At 54.1% G+C, this 18,289-nt stretch carries 15 protein-coding genes and 6 tRNA genes; 1 reads left to right on the plus strand and 20 read right to left on the minus strand.

Annotated elements, in window-relative coordinates:
• Window positions 1–241: 241 nt before the first annotated feature.
• From AC2CGP_RS11535 to miaB, 9 genes are all read right to left on the minus strand, one after another.
• Complete coding sequence (locus tag AC2CGP_RS11535) at window positions 242–967, minus strand: amino acid ABC transporter ATP-binding protein (RefSeq protein ID WP_015367722.1); 726 nt, start codon at window positions 965–967, stop codon at window positions 242–244.
• Window positions 967–1,641: a glutamate/aspartate ABC transporter permease GltK gene (gene gltK, locus AC2CGP_RS11540; protein ID WP_015367721.1), complete on the minus strand. Its 675-nt coding sequence runs from the start codon at window positions 1,639–1,641 to the stop codon at window positions 967–969. Before gltK ends, AC2CGP_RS11535 begins: the two co-directional genes overlap by 1 nt.
• Window positions 1,641–2,381 (minus strand): amino acid ABC transporter permease, encoded by a 741-nt coding sequence (locus AC2CGP_RS11545; RefSeq protein ID WP_015367720.1) that lies wholly within the window; start codon window positions 2,379–2,381, stop codon window positions 1,641–1,643. Before AC2CGP_RS11545 ends, gltK begins: the two co-directional genes overlap by 1 nt.
• Window positions 2,382–2,544: 163 nt before the next feature.
• The gene (locus tag AC2CGP_RS11550; protein ID WP_015367719.1) at window positions 2,545–3,456 is read right to left on the minus strand and encodes an amino acid ABC transporter substrate-binding protein; all 912 of its coding nucleotides are present in this window, start codon (window positions 3,454–3,456) and stop codon (window positions 2,545–2,547) included.
• 428 nt (window positions 3,457–3,884) lie between these two features.
• Complete coding sequence (gene lnt / locus AC2CGP_RS11555) at window positions 3,885–5,423, minus strand: apolipoprotein N-acyltransferase (RefSeq protein WP_015367717.1); 1,539 nt, start codon at window positions 5,421–5,423, stop codon at window positions 3,885–3,887.
• A gap of 22 nt (window positions 5,424–5,445) precedes the next feature.
• On the minus strand, window positions 5,446–6,324 hold the full coding sequence (gene corC, locus AC2CGP_RS11560; protein WP_015704743.1) for a CNNM family magnesium/cobalt transport protein CorC: 879 nt from the start codon (window positions 6,322–6,324) through the stop codon (window positions 5,446–5,448).
• Window positions 6,325–6,482: 158 nt separating this feature from the next.
• Window positions 6,483–6,956, minus strand: coding sequence for an rRNA maturation RNase YbeY (gene ybeY, locus AC2CGP_RS11565; RefSeq protein WP_020079357.1), 474 nt, complete (start codon window positions 6,954–6,956; stop codon window positions 6,483–6,485).
• Entirely contained in the window at window positions 6,953–7,999 is a 1,047-nt protein-coding gene (locus AC2CGP_RS11570; protein ID WP_015367714.1) for a PhoH family protein, read from the minus strand. Before AC2CGP_RS11570 ends, ybeY begins: the two co-directional genes overlap by 4 nt.
• A 156-nt stretch (window positions 8,000–8,155) precedes the next feature.
• Window positions 8,156–9,580, minus strand: a complete 1,425-nt coding sequence (gene miaB, locus AC2CGP_RS11575; RefSeq protein ID WP_015367713.1) for a tRNA (N6-isopentenyl adenosine(37)-C2)-methylthiotransferase MiaB — start codon at window positions 9,578–9,580, stop codon at window positions 8,156–8,158.
• Between the two features lie 170 nt (window positions 9,581–9,750).
• Here miaB and ubiF point away from each other — a divergent pair, with 170 nt between their 5' ends.
• Window positions 9,751–10,926, plus strand: a complete 1,176-nt coding sequence (gene ubiF / locus AC2CGP_RS11580) for a 3-demethoxyubiquinol 3-hydroxylase (RefSeq protein WP_015367712.1) — start codon at window positions 9,751–9,753, stop codon at window positions 10,924–10,926.
• 114 nt (window positions 10,927–11,040) lie between these two features.
• On the opposite strand, the gene AC2CGP_RS11585 is transcribed toward ubiF, so the two are convergent.
• The 11 genes from AC2CGP_RS11585 to nagB all read right to left on the minus strand — a co-directional run bounded on the left by AC2CGP_RS11585 (window position 11,041) and on the right by nagB (window position 18,048).
• A tRNA-Gln gene (locus AC2CGP_RS11585) sits at window positions 11,041–11,115 on the minus strand.
• A gap of 45 nt (window positions 11,116–11,160) precedes the next feature.
• Window positions 11,161–11,237, minus strand: a tRNA-Met gene (locus tag AC2CGP_RS11590).
• Window positions 11,238–11,260: 23 nt separating this feature from the next.
• A tRNA-Gln gene (locus AC2CGP_RS11595) sits at window positions 11,261–11,335 on the minus strand.
• Window positions 11,336–11,371: 36 nt separating this feature from the next.
• Window positions 11,372–11,446 (minus strand) — tRNA-Gln (locus AC2CGP_RS11600).
• Between the two features lie 23 nt (window positions 11,447–11,469).
• Window positions 11,470–11,554: transfer RNA gene (locus AC2CGP_RS11605), tRNA-Leu, on the minus strand.
• A gap of 8 nt (window positions 11,555–11,562) precedes the next feature.
• Window positions 11,563–11,639: transfer RNA gene (locus tag AC2CGP_RS11610), tRNA-Met, on the minus strand.
• A gap of 386 nt (window positions 11,640–12,025) precedes the next feature.
• On the minus strand, window positions 12,026–13,690 hold the full coding sequence (gene asnB, locus AC2CGP_RS11615; protein WP_475702368.1) for an asparagine synthase B: 1,665 nt from the start codon (window positions 13,688–13,690) through the stop codon (window positions 12,026–12,028).
• A gap of 279 nt (window positions 13,691–13,969) precedes the next feature.
• On the minus strand, window positions 13,970–14,722 hold the full coding sequence (locus AC2CGP_RS11620) for an HAD-IIA family hydrolase (protein WP_015367710.1): 753 nt from the start codon (window positions 14,720–14,722) through the stop codon (window positions 13,970–13,972).
• Between the two features lie 45 nt (window positions 14,723–14,767).
• A complete protein-coding gene (gene nagC / locus AC2CGP_RS11625) occupies window positions 14,768–15,988 on the minus strand; it encodes a DNA-binding transcriptional regulator NagC (protein ID WP_015367709.1) in 1,221 nt (406 codons plus the stop codon).
• 8 nt (window positions 15,989–15,996) lie between these two features.
• Complete coding sequence (gene nagA / locus AC2CGP_RS11630; RefSeq protein WP_015367708.1) at window positions 15,997–17,145, minus strand: N-acetylglucosamine-6-phosphate deacetylase; 1,149 nt, start codon at window positions 17,143–17,145, stop codon at window positions 15,997–15,999.
• 102 nt (window positions 17,146–17,247) lie between these two features.
• Window positions 17,248–18,048: a glucosamine-6-phosphate deaminase gene (gene nagB, locus AC2CGP_RS11635; RefSeq protein ID WP_015367707.1), complete on the minus strand. Its 801-nt coding sequence runs from the start codon at window positions 18,046–18,048 to the stop codon at window positions 17,248–17,250.
• Window positions 18,049–18,289 lie beyond the last annotated feature (241 nt).

The following is an 18,289-nucleotide window of genomic DNA, read 5'->3' on the forward strand; positions in this document are numbered from 1 at the left end:
TGTGTTGGGAAATATTCCCAGGGCTTGTTCTTAAGGGGGGTATGTTAGCGGTGGCGGTAACGCTTAGCCATGCGAAGAAAACTGAATTTTGTATGAATTAAATTAATTTAGAATGTGATTTGTTAGGGGGAGTGTTAAATTATTCACTGGTTTAATAAGAAAACAATTAAAATAAACCACTAATATATGGCACACATTATCGAGAGAGAAAAGGCGCGCACATGACGTGCGCGCTGGGATTTTAGTGCAGGATTTTGGCAAGGAAATCTTTCGCGCGTTCTGATTGCGGGTTGGCGAAGAAGGCTTCTTTATCGACATCTTCGACAATTTTACCTTCATCCATAAAGATGACCCGGTTAGCCACTTTACGGGCAAAGCCCATTTCGTGCGTCACCACCATCATGGTCATACCTTCGTTAGCCAGCTCGACCATCACGTCCAGTACTTCGTTGATCATCTCCGGGTCTAGCGCTGAAGTTGGCTCATCGAACAGCATCGCGATCGGATCCATGCACAGCGCGCGCGCGATCGCGACACGCTGCTGCTGGCCGCCGGAGAGCTGCGCCGGATATTTTTCCGCATGCGCCGCCAGACCCACGCGCTCCAGCAGCTTAAGCCCCTTTTTACGCGAAGATTCTTTATCGCGATTGAGAACCTTAATTTGCGCCAGCGTCAGGTTGTCGATGATCGACAGGTGTGGGAACAGTTCAAAGTGCTGGAATACCATACCGACGCGGGAACGCAGTTTAGCAAGATTGGTTTTCTTATCGTTAACCTGAGTGCCATCAACGATAATTTCGCCTTGCTGCACCGGCTCAAGGCCATTAACGGTTTTAATCAGCGTCGATTTACCGGAGCCTGACGGCCCGCAAACTACCACCACTTCGCCTTTTTTCACTTCGGTGGAGCAATCGGTCAGCACCTGAAAGTGACCATACCATTTTGAAATATTTTTCAGGGTAATCATTACACAGTCCTTTTCTTCAACCAGCTGACCAACAGCGATGCGCTGAGACTAAATACAAAATAAACGGCGCCTGCGAACAGGATCATTTCCACCTGGGTTCCGTCACGTTCGCCAATGGTGGAGGCGGTACGGAAGAAATCGGCCAGGCTCAGGACGTACACCAGCGAGGTATCCTGGAATAGGACGATACCCTGGGTTAACAGCAGCGGGACCATCGCGCGGAAGGCCTGCGGCAGAATCACCAACTTCATCGATTGCCAGTGGGTCATCCCCAGCGCCAGCGCGGCGCTCGACTGACCACGGGAAATACTCTGGATCCCGGCGCGAATAATTTCCGAATAGTAGGCCGCTTCAAACATCGAAAATGCCACCATCGCCGAAATCAGGCGAATATCGGTTTTCGGCGACAGCCCCAGCACGTTTTGCAGGAATCCGGGAACGATCAGATAGAACCACAGCAGCACCATCACCAGCGGAATCGAGCGGAAAACGTTAACGTAGGTTTTGGCAAACCATGCCAACGGCAGGAAGCTTGACAGGCGCATCACCGCCAGAATGGTGCCCCAGACGATACCGATAATAATTGCCGTGACGGTGATTTTCAGCGTAATGACCAACCCTGCCAGCAGGTAGGGCATGGAAGGAACAATTGAACTCCAGTCAAAATCGTACATTATTTGCCTCCCATATTGCCCGGCAGGCGAACTTTACGTTCAACCACATACATCACCAGCATGATTACGGCGTTGATGAATACATAGGCGAGGGTGATCGCGGTAAACGATTCCCAGGCGTGGGCTGAGTAATCCAGCAGCTTGCCGGCCTGCGCCGCCATATCCGCCAGACCGATAGTGGAAGCGATAGCCGAGTTTTTTACCAGGTTCATCATTTCCGAGGTCATCGGCGGCACGATAACGCGATAAGCGTTCGGCAGCAGCACGTAGCGATAGGTTTGCGGCAGGGTCAGCCCCATCGCCAGGCCGGCATTTTTCTGCCCGCGAGGAAGGGACTGTATCGCGGCGCGGACCTGCTCGCAGACGCGGGCAGCGGTAAACAGCCCAAGGCACAGCATTGAGGAGACAAAGAACTGAATATTTGGATCCAGTTCCGACTTAAACCACATGCCGATGTTTTCCGGCAGAAACTCCGGAATAACAAGGTACCAGGTAAAGAACTGGACAATCAGTGGAACGTTACGAAACAGTTCGACGTAGCAGGTGCCGATCCCGGCTAACCAGCGGTTAGGGACGGTACGCAGAATACCGAACAGCGAGCCGATGAGGAAAGCGATAATCCAGGCGCTAATCGACAGCGCGACGGTAACCTGAAAGCCGCTCCATAACCAGCCTAGATAAGTGGTGTTGCCGAACGGGGCGGGTTGCAGGAATATTCCCCAGTTCCAGTCTATTGACATAAATAAACTCCAGAAAAAAAAGGGTAGCAGCGCTACCCTCGAAGATTGTTGCCCTGCTTGTTTCGGTATTCGCGGCGGCTGGGGAACGACCAGCCACCGTATAGTCTGTCCGTGCAAAGGTAACAATCGGGAGGGCTACTTTATCGAGCCCCTGTTTTTTTAATTAGTTAAGAGCCTTGTCATTGGGTGATTTGAACAGCGCCTTCATGTCGTCGGACAGTTCGAAGTTCAGGTTCAGATTTTTCGGCGGAATCGGGTTCTTAAACCAGGTATCGAACCATTTCGCCGCTTCGCCAGAGGTCTGCGCCTGGGCAACGGTGTCATCTACCAGTGTTTTGAACGATGCGTCGTCTTTACGCAGCATGCAGCCATAGGCCTCTTTCGACTGCGGCGTACCGACGATTTCCCAGTTATCCGGTTTCTTCGCTTTTGCGCGCTCGCCGGCCAGCAGGGCATCATCCATCATAAAGGCCACCGCGCGGCCACTTTCCAGCGTACGGAAAGAGTCGCCGTGATCTTTCGCGCTGATGATGCGCATGTTCATTTTCTTCTCGTCGTTCAGCTTATGCAGCAGCACTTCCGAGGTGGTACCGGAAGTGACGACGACCGCTTTGTCTTTCAGATCCGGGAAGTCTTTAATCGGCCCACCTTTTTTCACCAGCAGACGAGTGCCGACGACGAAAATGGTATCGGAGAAGGCGGCCTGCTTCTGACGCTCAAGGTTGTTGGTGGTGGAACCGCACTCGAAATCATAAGTGCCGTTCTGCAGTAACGGGATGCGGTTCTGCGAGGTGACCGGAATCAGTTTCACCTGCAGATCGGGTTTATTCAGCTTTTTCTTGATGGCTTCAACGATAGCGTTGGAGTAATCCTGAGAGTAACCCACCACTTTTTGTTGGTTATCGTAATAGGAGAATGGTACTGACGACTCGCGGTGGCCGACGACGATCACCCCGTTTTTGGCGATTTTATCCAGCGTGCTCTGACCTGCGGCCGGGGCGGCATCTTCAGCGTGCGCCAGACCAGCGGTCACTCCCATGACCAGCATTGCGGCGGCCAGTTTACGTAATTGCATATCCAACTCCTTATCCTTAACGCCAGGGACGCTAGTGATACCCATTGTGATTGTGTGTATGTGTTGTTATTCCTGCGAGCACTGCCGTAAGGCGGCGCTTTCGGGAATCGTCTGCAATCTTAAAGTGCAGTATTTGTATGAGCTTGTTAGCATTTAGTTTGGCTTAATGTAAAGATTTTGATGCGTTATTGTTTATTTTTGCGAAGCGCACCGCACCATTTGTGGGCAAAAATGGGTTGTTGCACCAACGTGGCGCGAAGTGCGAACGCTTTCGGTGCAACCCTGGTACAACCGCGGTCAAAATCGCCTACAGGGATGAAATTAAGCAATGGACGTGCCAGATTGGCGCTGGAGAGCGTAAAGCGAGGAAGACCCGCCGGCGACGAATGCCGCCGGGAGCAGGCCGGGCGGCTGCCCGGCGGAAAAGATTAGCGTCGACGCTGGCGCAGGCTCATCACCAGCGCGGCAAAGCCAAAGAGGGCGGTTAACGCCCACAGCGGCCAATTGCCGGTACGGGCATACGGCGTCAGGCCGGTGGTTGGCGTGACCTTAGTGGTCAACACCGCGCGGGTAAACTGTGGGATCATGTCCTGAATTTCACCACGCGGGCCAATAACGGCGGTGATACCGTTGTTGGTGCTGCGTAGCAGCGGGCGCGCCAGTTCCAGCGCGCGCATCCGCGCCATCTGGAAGTGCTGCCATGGGCCAATTGACTTACCAAACCACGCATCATTGGAGATAGTCAGCAGATAATCGGTATCCGGGCGGAAATTATCACGGACCTGCTCGCCGAGAATGATTTCGTAGCAAATTGCCGCCGTAAGCTTCAGGTTATGCGCTACCAGCTGCGGCTGCACGTAAGGGCCGCGGCTGAACGAGGACATCGGCAAATCGAAGAACGGCGCCAGAGGGCGTAAAATCGATTCCAGTGGTACGAATTCGCCGAACGGCACCAGATGGTTTTTATTATAGCGATTGGTCGAGTCGTAGCTGTACGGGTTATCTTTACCCAGCGTGATGATGGTGTTGTAGGTATCGTAGCGGTTTTGTTTATTGAGCCGCGCATCGACAATACCGGTAATCAACGAGCTATTTTTGGCCCGCATCAGGTCATCAACCATGCTAAGGAAATGCTGCTGATTGATTTCCAGATCCGGAATCGCCGACTCCGGCCAGATAATCAGCTGCGATTTACCCATATGCGGCTGGGTGAGATCGAGATAGGTTTTCAGGGTGTTAACCAGCTGGTTTTCATCCCATTTCATCGCCTGCGGAATATCGCCCTGCACCAAAGAGACTTCCGTCGCCCGTTCTGGCAGCAGTTGATACCACTGGATATAACGCAGCGGGAAGGGCAGGGCAAACAGCACTATCGCCACCAGCAGCGGTTTCCAGTGTCGCTGCGCGATAGCCAGCGCCAGCAGGCCGCTGACCACCATCAACAGAAAGTTTATCGCCTCAACGCCCATCACCGGCGCCAGGCCCTTTAGCGGACCGTCAATCTGGCTATAGCCGAACTGCAGCCACGGGAAACCGGTCAGCACCCAGCCGCGGAGAAATTCGGTAATTTGCCAGATGACAGGCGCGGCGATGGCCAAACGGATCCAGTTAGTTTTCGGCCACAGTCTCGCGAGGATCCCGGCGAACAGACCGGTGTACAGCGATAAATAGGCCGCCAGCAAAGCAACAAGGAAAACGTTAACCGGGCCCGGCATGCCGCCGAACTGCGCGATGCTAACGTAAACCCAGTTAATACCGGTGCCGAATAGCCCAAGACCCCAGAAGTAGCCAATCCAGGCGCTCTGTAGCGGGCGACGGTTGAGAGTGAGCGCCTGCAGACCAAACAGCGAGACAATCGCCGCTGGCCAGAAGTCGTAAGGTGAAAAAGCCAGCGTTCCGCTGGCTCCGAATAACAGCGCCAGCAGCAGACGTACGCGCTGGCGTTCAAGTAAAGAGGCAAATACCATTTAGGTTAATCGTCCCGTTAAATTAGTCTTCCAGCTTCGGCTGCGGCGCATCATCAGGAAGCTTTACATGGACCTGAATAATACGTCTGCTGTCAGCCATTGCGACCTTGAATTGGTAACCATCAATGTCAATCGACTCGCCGCGGGCCGGGAGATGACCAAAGGCCTGCATCACCAGTCCGCCGATGGTATCGACCTCTTCATCGCTGAAGTGAGTGCCGTAGGCTTTATTGAAATCTTCAATCGATGCCAGCGCGCGTACCGTCCAGGTATGACGGCTTAGCTGACGGAAATCGATATCTTCCTCTTCATCGTATTCGTCTTCGATTTCGCCGACGATAAGTTCGAGAATATCTTCGATAGTCACCAGGCCGGAAACGCCGCCGAACTCATCGATGACGATCGCCATATGATAACGTTGCGAGCGGAACTCTTTCAGCATGCGGTCAACCCGCTTGCTTTCAGGCACGACAACCGCCGGACGTAACACTTTTTCCATGCTGAAAGCTTCGGCGTCGCTGCGCATAAACGGCAGCAGATCCTTAGCCATCAGAATCCCTTCAATGTGATCTTTATCTTCGCTAATGACCGGGAAACGCGAGTGGGCGGATTCGATGATCACATCGAGGCACTCGTCCAGCGTCTGGTTGCGTTTCAGGGTAATCATTTGCGAACGCGGGATCATAATATCGCGGACGCGTTGGTCGGCGATATCCATTACCCCTTCGAGCATGTCGCGCGTATCTTCATCGATAAGCTCGTTCTGCCCGGAGTCACGGATCAGCGCCAATAATTCATCACGGTTTTTGGGTTCACCGTGGAAAAGTTGGCTGAGTAAGAGGGAGAAAAATCCCTTTTTGCTGTTTACTGTGTCACTACTGTGTGAATTGTCGTCGCTCATGGCGTCGTATGGGTTCTCGTGTTGATTTAATTGTCGCTCGTCGCGCGTAAACTCAGCGTCGTACGGCATGTTTTGCCTGATAGCGCTACGCTTATCAGGCCTGGGATACGCATGAATGTAGGCCGGATAAGGCGCTTGCGACGTCATCCGGCAAGTTACTATTCAGCAATCTTCTCGGCAATGTACGGATCCTCATAGCCCAGAGCAAGCATTATCTCTGTTTCGAGGCCTTCCATTTCTTCCGCTTCGTCGTCTTCGATATGATCGTAGCCCAGCAGGTGCAGGCTACCGTGCACGACCATGTGCGCCCAGTGAGCCTCCAGCGGTTTTTCCTGCTCTTTGGCTTCCTGTTCAACCACCTGGCGGCAGATGATCAGATCGCCGAGCAGCGGCATCTCAATGCCCGGCGGGGCTTCGAAGGGGAAGGAGAGGACGTTAGTCGGCTTATCCTTGCCGCGATAGGTCAGGTTCAGCTCGTGGCTTTCGGCGACATCCACCAGGCGAATCGTTAACTCTGACTCTTCCTGGAACTGCGGGATGACGGCTTCCACCCAGCGTTGAAAGAGGGCTTCGTCCGGTAGACCGCTGGTGTCTTCGCAGGCCAGCTGTAAATCGAGAATCACCTGGCTCATTTTTGCTCCTGTTCCTGGGCTTCGCGTTTGCGCTCGGCGGCCAGTTCTGCTTTACGTTTTTGTTCGGCTTCTTCCCATGCCTCATAGGCATTGACGATGCGGGCGACCACCGGGTGGCGCACCACGTCTTCGCTGTGGAAGAAGTTGAAGCTGATTTCATCGACTTCCGCCAGCACTTCAACGGCGTGGCGCAGACCTGATTTGGTATTGCGCGGTAGGTCAATCTGGGTCACGTCGCCGGTGATAACCGCTTTCGAGTTAAAGCCGATACGGGTCAGGAACATCTTCATCTGCTCGATGGTGGTGTTCTGGCTTTCATCGAGAATGATAAAGGCGTCATTCAGCGTACGCCCGCGCATGTAGGCCAGCGGCGCGACTTCAATGACGTTACGCTCAATCAGCTTCTCGACTTTCTCAAAGCCGAGCATCTCGAACAGCGCGTCGTACAGCGGGCGCAAATACGGGTCAACCTTCTGGCTTAAGTCGCCCGGCAGGAAGCCGAGCTTCTCGCCTGCTTCGACCGCAGGACGAGTCAGCAGAATGCGGCGAATTTCCTGACGCTCCAGGGCATCGACCGCCGCGGCGACCGCAAGATAGGTTTTACCAGTACCCGCCGGGCCGACGCCAAAGGTAATGTCGTGGTCGAGGATATTGGCGATGTATTGCGCCTGGTTTGGCGTACGCGGTTTGATGACTCCGCGTTTGGTTTTGATATTGATGGCCTTGCCGTATTCCGGCACGCTCTCGGCGCTCTGTTCGAGCACCCGGGCTTCTTTAATAGCCAGATGGATTTGTTCCGGTTCAATATCCTGAATCTGGCCGCGCATTGGCGCGGTATCGACATACAGGCTTGTCAGAATATCGGCCGCGGCGTGCACGCAGATGGCGCGGCCGGTCAATTTAAAGTGATTGTCGCGGCGGTTGATCTCAATACCCAACCGACGCTCCAGCTGTTTGATGTTGTCGTCAAACGGGCCGCACAGTGCTAACAGGCGGGCATTGTCCGCTGGCTCCAGGGTAATTTCACGGGTTTCTATGTTCAAACTGTTCCTCTTATTACGTGTGTTGCCGGAGGACAATCGTCATCCGGCCAATAAGGAAATTATTCACGTCACGGGAATATGGCGCAAGCATTGCTGTAGATATAGGGGCGAGGAGGGGAAATGCAAGGCCTGCCGGAACCGACAGGCCTGCCGGGATTACGGCTGGTAGATGCCGACGCCCAGATCGTTTTCTTTTCGCGTACGCGCAATGACCGATTCCGGCGATTCCACGACGCGCAGTCCCATCTCATCTTCTGTGCGGACAATTTTGCCGCGTAATGAGTTAGTGTAGACATCGACGATTTCTACGTCGACGAATTTACCGACCATATCCGGCGTGCCTTCGAAGTTCACCACGCGGTTGTTCTCGGTGCGCCCGGAGAGCTCCATCAGGCTCTTACGCGACGTGCCTTCTACCAGAATACGCTGGGTGGTGCCGAGCATGCGGCGGCTCCACGCCATCGCCTGCTGATTAATACGCTCCTGCAGAATGTACAGGCGCTGTTTTTTATCGGCTTCAGGAACATCGTCGACCATATCCGCCGCCGGGGTGCCCGGGCGGGCAGAGAAGATAAAGCTGTAGCTGACATCAAAGTTAACCTCGGCAATCAGCTTCATGGTTTTTTCGAAGTCTTCCGTCGTTTCGCCAGGGAAACCGACGATAAAGTCGGAGCTAATCTGAATATCCGGGCGCGCTTCGCGCAGCTTGCGGATAATCGCTTTATATTCCAGCACGGTGTGGGTACGGCCCATCAGGTTCAGTACGCGATCGGAACCGGCCTGCACCGGTAAATGCAGGAAGCTCACCAGCTCAGGGGTATCGCGATAGACCTCGATGATATCGTCAGTAAACTCAATCGGGTGGCTGGTGGTGAAGCGAATACGGTCGATGCCGTCGATAGCGGCGACCAGACGCAGCAGATCGGCAAAGTTGCCGGTCGTGCCATCGTAGTTTTCGCCGCGCCAGGCGTTAACGTTCTGCCCGAGCAGGTTGACTTCACGCACCCCTTGCGCCGCCAGTTGAGCGATTTCAAACAGAATATCGTCGCACGGACGGCTCACTTCTTCACCGCGGGTATAGGGCACCACGCAGTAAGTGCAGTATTTGTTGCAGCCTTCCATAATGGAAACGAAGGCGGTCGGCCCCTCGGCGCGCGGTTCCGGCAGGCGATCGAATTTTTCGATTTCCGGGAAGCTCACGTCGATAACCGGTTTATGGTTATTGCGCACCGCGTCGATCATCTCCGGCAGGCGATGCAGCGTCTGCGGGCCAAAAATAATGTCAACGTAATGGGCGCGCTGGCGAATCAGTTTGCCTTCCTGGGAGGCGACGCAGCCGCCGACGCCGATAATCACGCCGGGTTTTTTCTCTTTCAGTAGTTTCCAGCGGCCAAGCTGATGGAACACTTTTTCCTGCGCCTTCTCGCGAATTGAGCAGGTGTTGAGCAGCAGCACGTCCGCTTCTTCGGCCACTTCTGTGAGTTGATACCCATGGGTGGCATCCAGCAGATCGGCCATCTTGGATGAATCGTATTCGTTCATCTGACAGCCCCAGGTTTTAATATGGAGTTTTTTTGTCATCGACTTGCTCATGCTCAATTATAAAGACGGGTATAAGTTAAGAATTAGAATTCGTTTGCAGGGTACGCATTGTAATGCTTTGGTTGCCACCTGACCAGTGCGACCACGATCCCCCGCAAGGTGCAAAAAATCCGGTAAACTTAAGGAAATCAGCTTTAAGGATAATTGCCATGACAATTCATGCAACAGATATCGCCATCGTTGGCGGCGGAATGGTCGGCGGCGCGCTGGCGCTGGGGCTGGCGCAACACGGGTTTTCGGTGACGGTGATAGAAAAACACGCGCCTCCGGCCTTTGATGCCGCTGCGGCGCCGGATGTGCGTATTTCGGCGATCAGCGCGTCGTCGGTCGGCTTGCTCAAAAGCCTCGGCGTTTGGGAAGCGGTGCGCGGTATGCGCGCGCATGCTTATCGTCGTCTTGAAACCTGGGAGTGGGAAAGCGCGCACGTTGACTTTAATGCCGCCGAGCTGAAGCTGCCTGAGCTTGGCTATATGGTGGAAAATAGCGTGCTACAGCTGGCGCTGTGGCAGGCGCTTGAAGCCCATCCGCAGGTGAGCTTGCGGGTTGGCGTGACGTTAAGCGAGCTTCATCGTGAGCCGCAGGGCGTTTCGCTGCGCCTGAGCGATGAGAGCGTTTGCACGGCGCAACTGGCGATCGGCGCAGACGGCGCGAATTCTCAGGTGCGCGAACTGGCCGGCATCGGCGTACAGGCGTGGCAATATCAGCAATCCTGTATGCTAATTAGCGTGCAGTGCGCCGACGATCCCGGTGATAGCACCTGGCAACAGTTCACCCCCAGCGGGCCGCGCGCCTTCCTGCCGCTATTCGATAACTGGGCGTCGCTGGTGTGGTACGACACCCCGGCGCGCATCCGCCAGCTGCAGGCGATGTCGATGACCCAACTGCAGCAGGAAATCACCGCGCATTTCCCGAAACGTCTGGGCAGCGTGACGCCAATGAGCGCCGGCGCCTTCCCGTTAACCCGCCGACATGCGCTGCAGTACGTGCAACCGGGGCTGGCGCTGGTAGGGGATGCGGCGCATACCATTCATCCGCTGGCGGGGCAGGGGGTTAACCTTGGCTATCGCGACGTTGACGCGCTGCTGGATATTTTGGCGGAAGCCCGCGGGCGCGGGGAAGCCTGGTCCAGCTTGCCGGTGCTGAAGCGCTATCAGGCGCGGCGCCGGGCGGATAACTTTATTATGCAATCCGGCATGGATCTGTTCTATGCCGGCTTCAGCAACGATTTAGCGCCGGTGCGCGTGTTGCGTAATATTGGCCTGATGGCTGCCGAACGTGCCGGTGTATTAAAGCGCCAGGCATTGAAATATGCATTAGGGTTGTAAAGGGGCATTTGCCGATGGGGGCTGCAGACTAAAGTTTTGCAGTACCTGCATCGGCAAGATGACTATCCGCAGAAAGCAAAAAAGCTCACCGAAGTGAGCTTTTTTGTTAATAAGTGGCTGGGGTACGAGGATTCGAACCTCGGAATGCCGGAATCAGAATCCGGTGCCTTACCGCTTGGCGATACCCCAACAAATTTTTACGGATTTACCGATATTAACCGATAGTCCTGAATATGGTGGCTACGACGGGATTCGAACCTGTGACCCCATCATTATGAGTGATGTGCTCTAACCAGCTGAGCTACGTAGCCAAATTGTCATGCTGTTTCTTCGATGGCTGGGGTACCTGGATTCGAACCAGGGAATGCCGGTATCAAAAACCGGTGCCTTACCGCTTGGCGATACCCCAATACCGTCGCGGCTAACCGCAAATATCGAAGAAATATGGCTGGGGTACCTGGATTCGAACCAGGGAATGCCGGTATCAAAAACCGGTGCCTTACCGCTTGGCGATACCCCATCCGTGCAACGCTTTTTGGTGAATGGTGCGGGAGGCGAGACTTGAACTCGCACACCTTGCGGCGCCAGAACCTAAATCTGGTGCGTCTACCAATTTCGCCACTCCCGCAAAAAAGATGGTGGCTACGACGGGATTCGAACCTGTGACCCCATCATTATGAGTGATGTGCTCTAACCAGCTGAGCTACGTAGCCATCTTTTTTTCGCGTTACCTTATCGGCGTTGCGGGGCGCATTATGCGTATTGGGCCTGCGAGCGTCAACCACTTTTTCAAGGAAAATCGTCGTAATGTGACTGTTTGGTTAGGTTGCGAACAGCATGCTGCAATAATCGGCAAGAATTGATTATTTATCGTTTTTATTTGCCAATTTTGGCATAAAAAAAACGGACCCCGTAGGGTCCGTGAGATTGATGACAAACCTTATACATCGTTAGGTTTGCAGATAGCGACAGGCAAATAACAAGGAAAATCAATTCATTGATTTTCGACTGATAGCCACAAAGAAGGAAAAACCACGCTTTTTCCTTCTTTGTCAGCAGCCTGGCGGACCCCGTAGGGTCCGCTATGCGTGTTGATTGCTTATTTATAAGCTGACTGGTGGACGCCGACCGCGCGTCCTGATGGATCGTTCATGGTTTTGAACGCTTCATCCCACTCGATGGCTTTCGCTGAAGAGCAGGCAACGGACGGGCCGCCGGGTACGCATTCCGCCGCGCTGGGCAGCGGGAACAGCTCTTCGAAGATTTCGCGGTACAGATAACCTTCTTTAGAGGTCGGCGTGTTGTAAGGGAAGCGGAAGCTTGCCGTCTCCAGCTGCTGGACGCTAATCTGTTTTGCCGCCACTTCTTTCAGCGTATCAATCCAGCTATAGCCCACGCCGTCGGAGAACTGCTCTTTCTGGCGCCAGGCGACGCTGGCTGGCAGATAGGACTCAAAGCATTCGCGCAAAATATGTTTTTCCATTTTGCCGTTGCCGCACATTTTATCCTGCGGGTTGATGCGCATCGCCACATCGAGGAATTTCTTATCGAGGAACGGTACACGGGCCTCTACCCCCCAGGCGGACATCGCTTTGTTAGCGCGGGCGCAGTCAAACATGTGCAGCGCCTGCAGTTTACGCACCGTTTCTTCATGCAGTTCTTTAGCGTTCGGCGCTTTGTGGAAGTAGAGATACCCGCCGAATACTTCATCGGAACCTTCGCCAGAGAGCACCATTTTAATGCCCATGGCTTTAATTTTACGCGACATCAGGTACATCGGCGTCGAGGCGCGAATGGTAGTCACGTCGTACGTTTCGATGTGATAGATAACGTCGCGGATCGCATCCAACCCTTCCTGTACCGTAAAGTGAATTTCGTGATGCACGGTGCCGAGGTGGTTTGCGACTTCCTGCGCCGCTTTCAGGTCAGGGGAGCCTTCGAGGCCGACCGCGAATGAATGCAGTTGCGGCCACCAGGCTTCGCTGCGCTCCTGATCTTCAACGCGGCGGGCGGCGTATTTTTTGGTAATGGCCGAAATCACCGACGAGTCCAGGCCGCCGGAGAGCAGCACGCCGTAAGGTACGTCGGACATCAGGTGGCTCTTCACCGACTCTTCCAGCGCCTGACGCAGTTCGTTTTTATCCGTGACGTTGTCTTTTACCGCGTCGTAGTCGAACCAGTCGCGCTGATAGTACTGGCGAATTTCGCCATCCTGGCTCCACAGGTAGCTACCCGCAGGGAACTCTTTAATCGTGCGGCAGACCGGCACCAGCGCTTTCATTTCAGAGGCGACGTAGAAGTTGCCGTGCTCGTCGTGGCCCATATACAGCGGAATAATACCGATATGGTCGCGGCCAATCAGATAAGCGTCTTTCTCGCTGTCATACAGCGCGAAGGCAAACATCCCCTGCAGTTCATCGAGGAACTCAGGCCCTTTTTCCTGGTACAGCGCGAGGATCACTTCACAGTCGGAACCGGTCTGGAACTGGTAGCGATCGCCATATTCGGCGCGCAGCGCCTGGTGGTTGTAGATTTCACCGTTGACCGCCAGCGCATGGGTTTTTTGTTGGTTATAGAGCGGCTGGGCGCCGGCGTTGACGTCGACGATCGACAGACGTTCGTGGGCGAGAATCGCTTTATCGCTGGCATAAACGCCGGACCAGTCCGGTCCGCGGTGGCGCATCAGGCGGGAAAGTTCCAGTGCCTTTTTACGCAGTTCGCCTGCGTCAGTTTTAATATCCAGTACGCCAAAAATAGAACACATAGCCTTCTCCGTTACCCTGTCGTGTAGTGATGTTATGCAGACCTCGTCTCTTGCAAGGTCTTAGTGCGTGTTAAAGAAAATGCCGTAAAGGAGAGTGGGGCGCAAGAGATTTACCGGCAGAAAAGTAAAAAGTGCAATGCTGATTGCCGGATGTTGAAAAATGAGTATGTTTATCTCGGCTTTATTGATGATTATTTAGCGATAAGCCATTTTCATTAGATGAATCTATTTTTTGCGGCACCAAAAATAAAAAACCACGTCCAGGGACGTGGTTTCGGCTCAAAAAACGTCGATTTCGGCGACCGACGGATAAATCCACGACGGGCGGAACGGCATGCTGTCGATATCGTCCAGCGTGGAGACTCCGGAGAGCACCAGAATGGTCTCAAGGCCCGCCTGGAAGCCGGCGAGGATATCGGTACGCAGGTTATCGCCGACGATCACCGTTTGCTCGGAGTGGGCCTGCATTTTGTTAAGCGCGGAACGGATAATCCACGGGCTCGGCTTACCGACATAAAACGGTTTACGGCCGGAGATTTTTTCGATTCCCGCACAGAGTGCGCCGCAAGCAGGGTAGTAGCCACGGCCGTGAGTATCCGGGTTGGTGGCGATGAAACGCGCGCCGTTGGCGACAAAGAAAGCCGCTTTATGCATCATTTCCCAGTTAAAGGAGCGGGTCTCGCCAACGATGACGAAATCAGGGTTAACGTCGGTGATGGTGAAGCCGGCCTTATACAGTTCGTGGATGAGCGCGCCTTCGCCAACCACATAGGCTTTTTTACCTTCCTGGCGACGCAGGAAATCGGCGGTGGCCATGGCGGAGGTGTAGAACGCGGTATCCGGCACTTCGATACCGGCGGTGGCGAAGCGGTTGGCCAGGTCCTGCCCGGTTTGCGAAGGATAGTTGGTCAGCATCACCAGCGGCATGCCTTTTTCCAGGATGCGTTTGATAAATTCAGCGGCGCCGGGAACAGCCACGTTATCGTGCATCAGCACGCCGTCGATATCACAAATTACGTTTTGAATGGTCATGGACAGTCCAACATCATTAACGAAAGGCGAAACTATAAAGCTGGATTAACTTTCCAGCAAATGCTGTAGCAGGATGCCGTTGAGCATCGCGCGCTTGACCAGCGCAAAGGCGCCGATGGCGGAGCGGTGATCGAGCGTCGAGCGTACCACTGGCAGATTGTGGCGAAACGCTTTCAACGCCTGGCCGTTGATACAGCTTTCGATGGCCGGCAGCAGCACCTTTTCCGCCTCGACGATTTCACCGGCAATCACCACTTTTTGCGGGTTAAACAGGTTGATGGCGATGGCGATGGTTTTGCCCAGATGACGGCCAACGTATTCGACCACTTCACAGGCCAGCGCATCGCCTTTATTTGCCGCTTTGCAGATGGTTTTGATATTGCAGTCATCAAGCGTGATGCGACTTTGATAGCCCTGCTCAAGCAGATGGCGGACGCGGTGCTCAATAGCGGCGTTCGCGGCGACGGTTTCCAGACAGCCGAAGTTGCCGCAGTGACAGCGTTCGCCTAATGGGTCAACCTGGATATGGCCAATTTCGCCGACGTTACCGTTACGGCCGATAAAAATGCGCCCGTTGGAAATAATGCCCGCGCCGGTACCGCGGTGTACGCGCACCAGAATAGAGTCCTCGCAATCCTGGCTTGCGCCAAAATAGTGCTCGGCCAACGCCAGGCTGCGGATGTCGTGGCCGACAAAACAGGTGACGTTAAAGCGTTTTTCCAGTGCTTCGACCAGCCCCCAGTTCTCTACCTGAATGTGCGGCATATAGCGGATAACGCCGCTTTCCGGATCGACCAGCCCCGGCAGAATGACCGAAATGGCGATGAGCTCGCGGATTTTGCGCTGACAATTTTCAATAAAGGTGGCGATGATATTCAGCAGCGCGTGCTCAAGCGTTTCCTGGGTACGCTCCGGCAGCGGGAAGTGCTCTTCTTCCAGCGTCTTACTGCTTAAATCATAGAGGGTCAGGGTGGCGTCATAGCGGCCAAGCCGCACGCCGATAGCGTTGAAATTGCGGGTTTCCGCAATGATAGAGATGGCGCGGCGCCCCCCGGTGGAGGCCTGCTGATCGACTTCTTTGATCAGGCCGCGCTCAATAAGCTGACGCGTAATTTTGGTTACGCTGGCAGGGGCAAGCTGACTTTGTTCCGCTATCTGAATGCGCGAGATGGGACCATGTTGGTCAATCAGCCGATAGACGGCCGCGCTGTTCAGCTGTTTTACCAGATCGACGTTACCAATTTGAGCTTGTCCGCCTGCTGTCATACTTTTACTTACTCAGTGACGACCTCGTTACCATTAACGATGGTCTTGATGATTTTATAATCGCGGCTGAAAGCGGTCAGGTTAGCGACCATACCCGGCGCAATGCTGCCGAGCTGCTTGTCCACGCCAATCGCGCGCGCTGGGTAGAGCGTCGCCATACGCAGCACTTCGTCCAGCGCTACGCCGCAATGTTCAACGAGGTTACGTACCCCTTCGATCATGGTCAGCGAAGAACCGCTGAGAGTGCCGTTTTCATCCACGCACAGACCATTACGGTAGTATATTGTTTTACCAGCAAAAATGAACTGGTCAATATTAGCCCCTGCCGGCGCGGTGGCGTCAGTCACCAGGCACAGTTTATCGCCTTTCAGGCGTTTAGCGTTACGCACGTTGGCATAATCGACGTGCATGCCGTCAACGATGATACCGCAGTAGACATCCGGCTCGTCGAAAATGGCGCCGGCCAGACCTGGTTCACGGCCGGTAATGTACGGCATGGCATTATAAAGGTGTGTCGCAAAAGTGATACCGGCGCGGAAACCGATTTTCGCTTCTTTCAGCGTAGCGTTAGAGTGACCTGCCGAAACCACGATGCCGGCGGCGACCAGTTTACGGATCACTTCCGGCTCGACGCGCTCAGGGGCCAGCGTCACTTTGGTGATAACGTCGGCGTTGTCGCACAGGAAGTCGACCAGCGCGGCGTCCGGTTTACGCACGTAGTCCGGGTTATGGGTGCCTTTCTTGACGATATTCAGCCACGGCCCTTCCAGATGCAGACCCAGCGCCTGGTTGGGGTGTTTTTGCAGGTATTCGCGCATGACGCGGATGCCTTGCTTCATCAGATCATCGCTGGAAGTAATCAGCGTCGGCAGGAAGTTGGTGCAGCCGGAACGCTCATTCGCTTTCTGCATAATTTCCAGCGTTTCGACGGTGACCGCATCCGGACTATCGTTGAATTGCACGCCGCCGCAGCCGTTCAGCTGGACGTCGATGAAACCGGGGGCAATAATCGCGCCGTTGACCGAGCGTTGCTCAATTTCAGACGGCAAATCAGCCAGCGGACAGAGACGTTCGATACGGCCATTGGCGATAACGACCGCATGGTCATCGAGAATTTCATGACCGGTGTAAACCCGGCCCTGGGTTAATGCATACATTACGACCCCCGGTATATACGCCCCACCAGCTCAACTCGCATTGTTCTGGCGTTGCATACAAAGAAAAAGATGGTCCCACGCCAGGGCGCGGGACGGACTACATTACAGACCTTTAATATTTTCAGCTTCTAATTCGTTGAAATATTTCAGGGTCTTCACTTTCAGTTCCATCGTGGACGGCTCGTCGCAGACCACAACCGCTTTCGGATGCAGTTGCAGACAGGTGATGGTCCACATGTGGTTGACGTTACCTTCGACCGCCGCCTGCAGCGCCAGCGCTTTCTGATGGCCCAGTACCAGAATCATCACTTCTTCTGCATCCAGCAGGGTACCCACGCCCACGGTCAGCGCATATTTCGGCACCAGATCCACATCGCCGTCGAAGAAGCGGGAGTTGGCCACGCGGGTGTCATGGGTCAGGGTTTTAATACGGGTACGGGACGCCAGAGAAGAGGCCGGTTCGTTAAACGCGATATGACCATCGTTACCTACGCCGCCCATAAACAGGTGGATTTTACCGTAGGAGCGGATTTTTTCTTCATAACGACGGCATTCTGCATCGATATCTGGCGCATTACCATTCAGCAGGTTGATATTTTCAGCTGGAATATCAACATGGTCAAAGAAATTGCGGTGCATGAAGCTATGATAGCTTTCCGGATGCTCTTTCGGCAGGCCGACATACTCATCCATGTTGAAGGTAACAACGTGCTTGAAGCTAACCTGGCCTGCTTTATGCATTTCAACCAGCGCTTTGTAAGCGGTAAGAGGCGTACCACCGGTAGGCAGACCCAGTACGAATGGACGGTCCGCGGTCGGTTTGAACGCGTTAATGCGGTTAACGATATGACGGGCAGCCCATTTACCTACTTGTTCAGCTGTTACCAGGGGGATCAGTCTCATTCTTCACCTCTATAGTTAAATTAGAACCTGGCGGATTGGCGCCAGCATACTATGAAGAGTATTGCAGCAACTGCGCCGACCGGGGTCAATCCGTGTTGATTTTTTGAATGATAAAATAAGTTTTCGATGTTAGCCAGTCAAAGGGAGGGGTGAATACGATATTTGGTGATTATAGTCACAAAAAATACCCGTTTAATTTGCGATACGAATTAATTTTTCACACACTTTGCCGGTAAGTGAT

This window comes from Klebsiella sp. SYXHC3, from assembly GCF_057196925.1.